Source organism: Mesorhizobium intechi, assembly GCF_002879535.1.
Classification (GTDB): domain Bacteria; phylum Pseudomonadota; class Alphaproteobacteria; order Rhizobiales; family Rhizobiaceae; genus Mesorhizobium; species Mesorhizobium intechi.
The window spans coordinates 1-7401 of record NZ_PNOT02000030.1; the positions used below are offsets into that span (position 1 = coordinate 1).

A 7401-nucleotide genomic window follows, 5' to 3' on the forward strand; every position below is an offset into this window, starting at 1 on the left:
GCCGAGGGGCTCGGCCTGAATCCGGGCGATCGGTGTGAACTCACCTGGGCTGCCGAAGATTGCATCGCCTTTTGCGCATGAGCAGAGGAAAAAATGCCGAACAGCAATAATCTGATGGAGACAGATCTTGTCGGCCTTGCCGCATTGGTTGCCGCCAAGGATCTTACCCCGTCTGAACTGGTCGAAACCGCGCGAGCGCGGATCGATCTTATCAACCCGCTTGTCAACGCGGTGATACGCCCGATCGACCCGACCCGAGATCTTGCAAATTTGGCGAGCCTGGATGGAGCTCCTTTGTCGGGAGCACCGTTCCTCATCAAGGATTTGACAATCAACTACGCTGGTCTTCCCACCAGTGCAGGCAGTCCCTTGCTGGTCGACAGACCCGCGCCGCATGACAGCGAACTCATGGCGCGCTATCGGAAATCCGGCCTGGTAACGCTAGGGAAAACCAACACTTGCGAATTCGGCACGCTCGGGACGACCGAGCCGAAACTGTTCGGCCCAACACGCAATCCCTGGGACACAAGACGGTCCAGCGGCGGTTCCAGCGGTGGATCGGCGGCCGCTGTTGCCGCCCGGATGGTACCGGCGGCACATGCCAATGACGGGGCAGGGTCCATTCGCATCCCCGCCTCCTGTTGCGGTGTTTTCGGTCTGAAGCCCAGCAAGGGGCGGACCACCCACGGGCCCGACTTCGGAGAAGGCAGCGTCGCGGGTATCGGCGTGGAACACGCGGTCACAATATCGGTCAGGGACAGCGCCGCACTGCTGGACCTGACAGCTGGCGGAATGCCGGGCGATCCTTACTACGCGCCGGTGCAACGCTCGAGTTTCACCGAGCAGATGAAGCGGCGCCCGCGAACACTGCGGATCGCGTGTGCCGATGTCTCCATGTTTGGCACGCCGGTCGACCCAAGCTGCAAGGAGGCTGTTCACAACACTGCACGTCTGCTGGAAGACCTTGGTCACCATGTGGAGTTCGCGGCGCCGGATTTCTCGTTTGCCGAATATGAGGTGGTCTATCGGCGGCTCTGGACGCTGACCGCAACGCGGACGCTGTCATTGCTTTCGCAGCGCACGGGTATCGCTATCGACATCGCCGTCGAACGGTCCGAGCCTTTCAATCGGTATCTTTTCGAGAAGGGCATCAGGGTCAGCGCCGCGCAGTATCTGACGGACATCGTGTTCTTCAACGGTTTCGCGCGCAGGATCGCCGAGTTTCACAGCCGATATGATCTCTGGCTAACTCCAACTTTGGGCTCGCCGGCGCCGGTTCTCGGCCACTTCGATGCAGGCGTGCATGGCGGAGAAGCGGTCATGGACCGGTTCATCGAATTCCTCGCCTTCACGACATTCGCCAACATGACCGGGCAGCCAGCCATGAGCGTCCCGCTTCACTGGAATGCCGAGAACCTGCCGGTCGGCACGCAATTTACCGCGCGCTACGGCGAGGAAGGACTGCTTTTCAACCTGGCGCGACAACTCGAGGAGGCGAGACCGTGGGCCGATAGAAAGCCCGACCTGAAATCGTGATCCAAGAACAACATCAATCAAAGGGAACTGAAATATGCGAACGAACCCGATTTCCACCTTGCTGTCCGCCGCGGCCATCCTGGTTGCTGCGCAAGTTGCCCATGCCAGCGACATCACATTGGTCGGCGCAGGCGGCGTGCTGCAGGATGCCGAGCGCGCGGTCTTCTTCGAACCGTTTGCCAAGCAGGCTGGCATCAGTTTTTCGGAGGATTCTTACGCCGGCGAGCAGGCCAAGATCCGTGCCATGGTCCTGTCCAAGAACGTGACCTGGGATGTGATCCAACTCGATCACGCCGAGATGATCGTCGGCTGCGACGAAGGCCTCTATCAGAAGCTTGACTGGCCCAAGATCGGCAATCCCGAAGATTTCCTGCCCCAGGCGGTACAGCCCTGTGGCGTCGGTGCATTCGCATGGTCGTTTGTCTTTGCCTATGATCAGGATCGCATCGTCGACGGCCCAAAGAACTGGGTCGATTTCTGGGACCTGAAGAAGTGGCCGGGCAAGCGCGGCATGAGAGCGTCCGCGCGCTTGACCCTTGAAGCCGCACTCCTTGCCGACGGTGTCAAGAATGAGGATCTCTACAAGGTCCTGGCCACCGATGAGGGTGTTACGCGAGCATTCAAGAAGCTCGACGAGATCAAGTCGCAGATCGTCTGGTGGACGACCGGTGCTGAACCCATTGAGCGGCTTGCAGCCGGCGACGTCGCGGTCACGACGGCGTTCAACGGTCGCGTGACGACGGCGAACCAGAACGGCCGGCACTTTGCGCTCGTGTGGGACGGGCAGATGTACGGCCAGGACTATTGGGGCATCGTCTCGGGCTCTCCGCACAAGGATTTGGCGGAGAAATTCATTGCGTTTGCGAGCCAGCCGGAGATCCAGTCGAAGCTTCCCGAGAAGATCGCCTATGGCATCATGAACAAGAAGGCGATCGCGATGGTCCCTCCAAAGGCCGCCGAGGCCATGCCGACGGCACCGCAGAACCTGAAGAACGCGATTCCCTTCGACGCTGCTTTCTGGGCGGAAAATGACGCGGATCTCACGGCCAAGTTCGAAGCCTGGCGTGCGCGATAACCGGTAGGTGACAACGCCCCCGGGCTGTCTCCTTGGCCCGGGGGTCGGGATTTCTGTGAGATCGAATGGGTCGACCAATGACTGAGTGTCTTGTACCGGGGCCGGAGCAGGCCATCAGGCGCGCGCGAATGACGATCGCACCGATCCTGCTATGCGCGCCGCTCCTTGTCTTCCTCATTGTGTTCTTTTTCGCTCCGCTCGCGGTCATGCTGAGCTATTCGGTTCGCAACAGCGAAGTGCCCATCGTGCTGCCGAATCTCAGCAAAGCGATAGCGACCTGGGACGGGCTTGGGCTTCCGCCCGCCTCCGTGTTTTCGGCACTGGCCCTCGACCTGAAATCGAACAGCGATTCCATGGCACTTGGGGAGGCGGCGCGGCGGCTGGATTTCGAAGTGCCTGGCTATCGTGCGCTGGTCTTCAAGACGGCGCGTCGATTGCAGGCTGATCAGGCCAGCACATCTGGCCGAGACGAACTGACCAGGATCGACGCTCGCTGGGCGAACCCCCGCTACTGGTCGGCATTGAACCGGGCGACGGCAAGCCTGACCCCGGCCTTTTTCCTCGCCGCATTCGACCTCAAGATGGACGATCTCGGGCATATCACTCGCGTCGAAGAGGATCGACGGGTCTATCTCGATACGTTCTTGCGCACATTCCAGATCGGCGGCACGGTCACGCTGCTTTGCCTGCTCCTTGGCTATCCAATTGCCTTTGCCATCACCGTCCTGCCGCGTCGATTTGCGGCGGCTCTGACATTCAGCGTGATCCTGCCCTTCTGGACATCGTTGCTGGTTCGCACCAGCGCCTGGATCGTGGTCCTGTCGAAGGACGGCGTGGTCAACAGCTTTCTCACCCGGCTAGGCGTGATCAATGAACCGCTGCAGCTGATTTTCAACCGCACGGGCCTCTATATCGTGATGGTCCACATTCTGCTGCCATTCATGGTTCTTCCGATCCGGAGCGTCATGCAGGGTATTTCACCGAATTACATGAAAGCGTCGGCGTCGCTTGGCGCTCATCCTTTCCTTGGTTTCTTCAAAGTCTATCTGCCCCTCACCTTGCCCGGCGTAGGCGCTGGCTGCCTGATGACCTTTATCATCGCTATCGGCTACTACATCACTCCCGCGCTTGTCGGTGGAGCAGGCGACAACATGATCAGCTTTTTTATCGCGTTTCACACCAACAGCGTCATCAACTGGGGCATGGCCGCGGCCCTCGGCGTGGTTCTGCTTTCAGCCGTGCTGCTTATCTTCGGCACTTTCGGCCGGCTCCTGGGCCTCTCGCGTATCGTGGCCCTGAAATGAAGAGGCTCCCGTGAAGACCAACCGGATCATAGCGGTTTACTCCTGCGTCATGATGCTGTTTCTGCTGGGCCCGCTGCTGGCGTTCCTGCCGATTTCGTTCAGTTCCGTGAGTTTCCTGTCCTATCCGTTGCCCGGCTATTCGCTGCAATGGTACGAGAAGGTTCTCCAGCCAACACCCTGGATGTTCGCGCTCAAGAACAGCCTGATCGTCGGCAGTCTCTCCACCGCCCTGGCAACGGTACTGGGTACGGCAGCTGCATTCGGCCTTACCCGCAAGAACTTCCCGGCCTCGGGCTTTGTGCTGGCGCTGATTGTCTCACCAATGATCGTGCCGGTCGTGGTAACCGCCGTTGGTACATACTTCATGTTCGCCAAGCTCGGGCTCGTGGCAACGTTTTCTGGACTTGTAATCGCCCATACGGTGCTCGGCGTGCCTTTCGTCGTGATCACGGTCTCGTCGACCCTGCAGACCTTCGACAACAGGCTGCTGCAGGCAGCCTACGGCCTTGGCGCGTCACCGATCCATGCCTTCTTTACGATCGTCTTGCCGCTGATCGCAAACGGTGTCATCGCGGGGGCGATCTTCGCTTTCGTCACGTCTTTCGACGAGGTCGTTGTGGCGATCTTTATCGGCGGACCTCAGCAGAAGACTTTGCCGCGCCAGATGTTCGAGGGCATCAAGGACAATATCGATCCGTCCATCCTGGCGATGTCGGCGATCCTGCTGCTGGTAACGATCTTGCTGATGGTCTTTCTGGGCCTGCTTCGCCGCCGCTGACGGCATGTACTGGAGGGAAGCCCAGAAATTTCGGGGCTATCCTATAACTTATGGATTGACATTGCCGCTGGTGCTGGAATGTGCTCCCGACCAGAAGCAATCAGGAATTGGAGTACCAATGTCTAAGGCTGCATCTACGATTGCCGTGTCGACCTCGCCCGTAACCCGGCTGGAGCAGGGTAGTCTTTCCATGCGATGCTACGTGGCGCTACGGCAGTCTCTCATGGAAGGCCGATTCCGGCCAGGCGAGCGACTGGTCGTGCAGGACCTGGCGGAGATGATGGGCGCAAGCGCCACTCCGGTACGCGAGGCCTGCCTGAGGCTGGTCAGCGAACAGGCGCTTGAACTCCGGTCAGGGCGCTTCGTCACGGTTCCCGATCTGACGGTCACACGGCTTACCGAGCTGATGACAATAAGGATTGCGCTGGAAGGCCTCGCGGCAGAACTGGCCGCGAGCCGCATCGGCCAGGAACGCATAGACGAGCTTCGCAAGATCAACGAAAGATATGTCTCTGCCGAGAAAGGGAAAAATACCGAGGCAGCGATCACAGCCAACAGGCAGTTTCATTTCGGAGCCTGTGAGGCGTCGGGCCTGCGCATGCTGTTTGCTCAGATCGAAACGCTGTGGGTCTCGATGGGTCCTATTCACTCGATATATTATGGCGGTATGCCGCTGATCCATTTTGGCGGAGAAGAGCATCTCAATGTCCTGCAGGCTTTTGCGGACCGCGACGGCGCCGCGGCTCGCGAGGCGCTTCAGCGCGACATCAAACTGGGCGCGGAAAATATTCTCAGCTTCATCCAACGCAATGGTGCCTGAGGTAGCCAAGGCAAATTTGGGCCAAGGCAATTTGGGAGGAAATGGGCGCCTCGATCGGCGCCCATTTCGTTTCAGCGAAGAGCTTCGAAGATTTTCGCGGCGGAAATCCCGTATTTGTCCATGAGATAGGCTGGAGAGCCATATTCCACAAAGGCGTCGGGCAGACCGATACGCTGAAGTTTCCTGACGATGCCAGCCTCGAACAAGCATTCGGCGACCTGCGTGGCTAGGCCGCCCTCTTTCACGTGATTCTCCACCGTTGCCAGTTGATCGAAAGACTTGGCGAATTCGACCACCGCGGCGTGATCGAATGGCTTCAGCGTTGGGACGTGCAGGATAGCGGCGGATTTGCCGGACGCTTCAAGCCGGGCAGCGGCTTCGAGCGCATGCGCCGTGGAAATGCCGGTGCTGATGATGCCGATGTCCGACCCCGCCTTCACGATCTGCGCTTTTCCTGTCTTGAAGCTGTAATCTGCTGGTAAGGCTATCGGCACATTGCCGCGCTGAAGCCGGACGTAAACCGTGCCCGGCGTATCGTAGGCCGCGTTGACCACATCCATGATTTCAGACGCGTCGCAAGGATCGATGACGGTCAGGCCGGGAATTGCCCGCATCAAGGCAGAGTCCTCGATCGCCTGATGCGATGCGCCATAGGACGTCGTGAGCCCAGGCAACGCACCGAAGATCTTGACATTAAGATTGCTGTGAGCGCAGGCGACCGCGATGAAGTCATAAGCGCGTCTCGTGGCGAAGACTCCGTAAGTGGTGACGAAAGGCGTCTTGCCGGCCTTGGCCATACCGGCAGCTACCGCAATCAGGTTCTGTTCAGCCATGCCGACGTTGAAATACCGGTCCGGAAAGGCGGCGGCGAACGGCATGATATCGGTATATTTTCCAAGGTCGGCCGTCAGGCCGACGACGTCGTCGTGATGAGTGGCGAGTTTCACCAAAGCGGCGCCGAAGGGAGCCTGGATGCTACGCTTGCCGCTATCGGCATGAGCGTTGCTGGTTGAATTAAGCATTTTGCTCCTCCAGTTCTCGGGTCAGCAGATCCCATTCGTTTTGTTCGACGCGAATAAAGTGTGCCTTTTCACGCGCCTCGAGGGTCGGGAGCCCCTTGCCGGGCTTTGTTCTCAGGACGATCGCTTTGGGGATCTGGTTCATCGCGCGAGCCCAGTTCAGGGCGTCAACGATCTGGGCCATGTCGTTGCCATCGATCTCAACGACGTCCCAGCCGAATGCCTGCCATTTCTGGGCAACAGGCTCGATATTCATTACGATTGCGCCGTCAGCTTGAATGCCGTTGCAATCCACCAGCGCGACCAGGTTGTCGAGCTTGAAGGCAGAGCCTGACATCGCCGCTTCCCAGGTCGATCCTTCCTGAACCTCTCCGTCTGAGATCTCGACGAAGACGCGCGCGGATCGACCATCAAGCTTGTGCGCCAACGCGATGCCCACCCCGACGCCAAGACCTTGCCCCAGGGAACCGCCGGTCATTTCGACACCGGGCACGGCATCAAAGGTCGTCATGTCTATCTGACCACCATCGGCGCCATATGTGGGAAGGATGGCGGGATCGATGAGGCCGATTTCAGCGAAAGCCGCCCACAGCGCGATGGCGTAATGGCCAGTCGAAACCAGGAACCGGTCGCGATCCGGATCGGTCATGTCCTGTGGATCGTAGCGGAGCTCATGAAAATACATGGCCGCGAATAGTTCGGCGATGCCGAGCCCTTGGCCGAGATAGCCCTGGCCCTTCCCGCGCGCTTGAACAAGCATGTTTCTTTTGAGCTGGACCGCTCTCTGCTGCAACAGCGCGATAGCCGCGCTGTCGGGTGGTGTTCGATTTCCTATCATTCATCCCTCCGGGGTTGCACCGGCCTTCTCG

At 59.3% G+C, this 7401-nt stretch carries 7 protein-coding genes; 5 read left to right on the top strand and 2 right to left on the bottom strand.

Features of this window, described 5'->3' with window-relative positions; all coding sequences use genetic code 11:
* The first annotated feature begins 93 nt into the window (after positions 1-93).
* The 5 genes from C1D09_RS02065 to C1D09_RS02085 all read left to right on the top strand — a co-directional run bounded on the left by C1D09_RS02065 (position 94) and on the right by C1D09_RS02085 (position 5513).
* Positions 94-1536: an amidase gene (locus tag C1D09_RS02065; RefSeq protein WP_246135631.1), complete on the top strand. Its 1443-nt coding sequence runs from the start codon at positions 94-96 to the stop codon at positions 1534-1536.
* Between the two features lie 34 nt (positions 1537-1570).
* On the top strand, positions 1571-2611 hold the full coding sequence (locus C1D09_RS02070) for an ABC transporter substrate-binding protein (RefSeq protein ID WP_143972756.1): 1041 nt from the start codon (positions 1571-1573) through the stop codon (positions 2609-2611).
* 128 nt (positions 2612-2739) lie between these two features.
* Positions 2740-3915, top strand: coding sequence for an ABC transporter permease (locus tag C1D09_RS02075; RefSeq protein WP_208760337.1), 1176 nt, complete (start codon positions 2740-2742; stop codon positions 3913-3915).
* A 49-nt stretch (positions 3916-3964) separates the two neighbouring features.
* Positions 3965-4693: an ABC transporter permease gene (locus C1D09_RS02080; RefSeq protein ID WP_143972762.1), complete on the top strand. Its 729-nt coding sequence runs from the start codon at positions 3965-3967 to the stop codon at positions 4691-4693.
* Between the two features lie 118 nt (positions 4694-4811).
* The gene (locus C1D09_RS02085) at positions 4812-5513 is read left to right on the top strand and encodes a GntR family transcriptional regulator (RefSeq protein ID WP_143972758.1); all 702 of its coding nucleotides are present in this window, start codon (positions 4812-4814) and stop codon (positions 5511-5513) included.
* Positions 5514-5584: 71 nt separating this feature from the next.
* Here the strand turns inward: C1D09_RS02085 and C1D09_RS02090 are convergent, their stop codons facing one another.
* Positions 5585-6535: a transketolase family protein gene (locus tag C1D09_RS02090; protein WP_143972759.1), complete on the bottom strand. Its 951-nt coding sequence runs from the start codon at positions 6533-6535 to the stop codon at positions 5585-5587.
* Positions 6528-7370, bottom strand: a complete 843-nt coding sequence (locus C1D09_RS02095; RefSeq protein WP_143972760.1) for a transketolase — start codon at positions 7368-7370, stop codon at positions 6528-6530. The genes C1D09_RS02090 and C1D09_RS02095 overlap by 8 nt, the downstream gene beginning before the upstream one ends.
* Positions 7371-7401 lie beyond the last annotated feature (31 nt).

Coding starts and splice junctions, on each gene's coding strand:
- C1D09_RS02065 (WP_246135631.1), top strand. CDS start 94: ATGCCGAACAGCAATAATCTGATGGAGACAGATCTTGTCGGCCTTGCC.
- C1D09_RS02070 (WP_143972756.1), top strand. CDS start 1,571: ATGCGAACGAACCCGATTTCCACCTTGCTGTCCGCCGCGGCCATCCTG.
- C1D09_RS02075 (WP_208760337.1), top strand. CDS start 2,740: ATGACGATCGCACCGATCCTGCTATGCGCGCCGCTCCTTGTCTTCCTC.
- C1D09_RS02080 (WP_143972762.1), top strand. CDS start 3,965: ATGATGCTGTTTCTGCTGGGCCCGCTGCTGGCGTTCCTGCCGATTTCG.
- C1D09_RS02085 (WP_143972758.1), top strand. CDS start 4,812: ATGTCTAAGGCTGCATCTACGATTGCCGTGTCGACCTCGCCCGTAACC.
- C1D09_RS02090 (WP_143972759.1), bottom strand. CDS start 6,535: ATGCTTAATTCAACCAGCAACGCTCATGCCGATAGCGGCAAGCGTAGC.
- C1D09_RS02095 (WP_143972760.1), bottom strand. CDS start 7,370: ATGATAGGAAATCGAACACCACCCGACAGCGCGGCTATCGCGCTGTTG.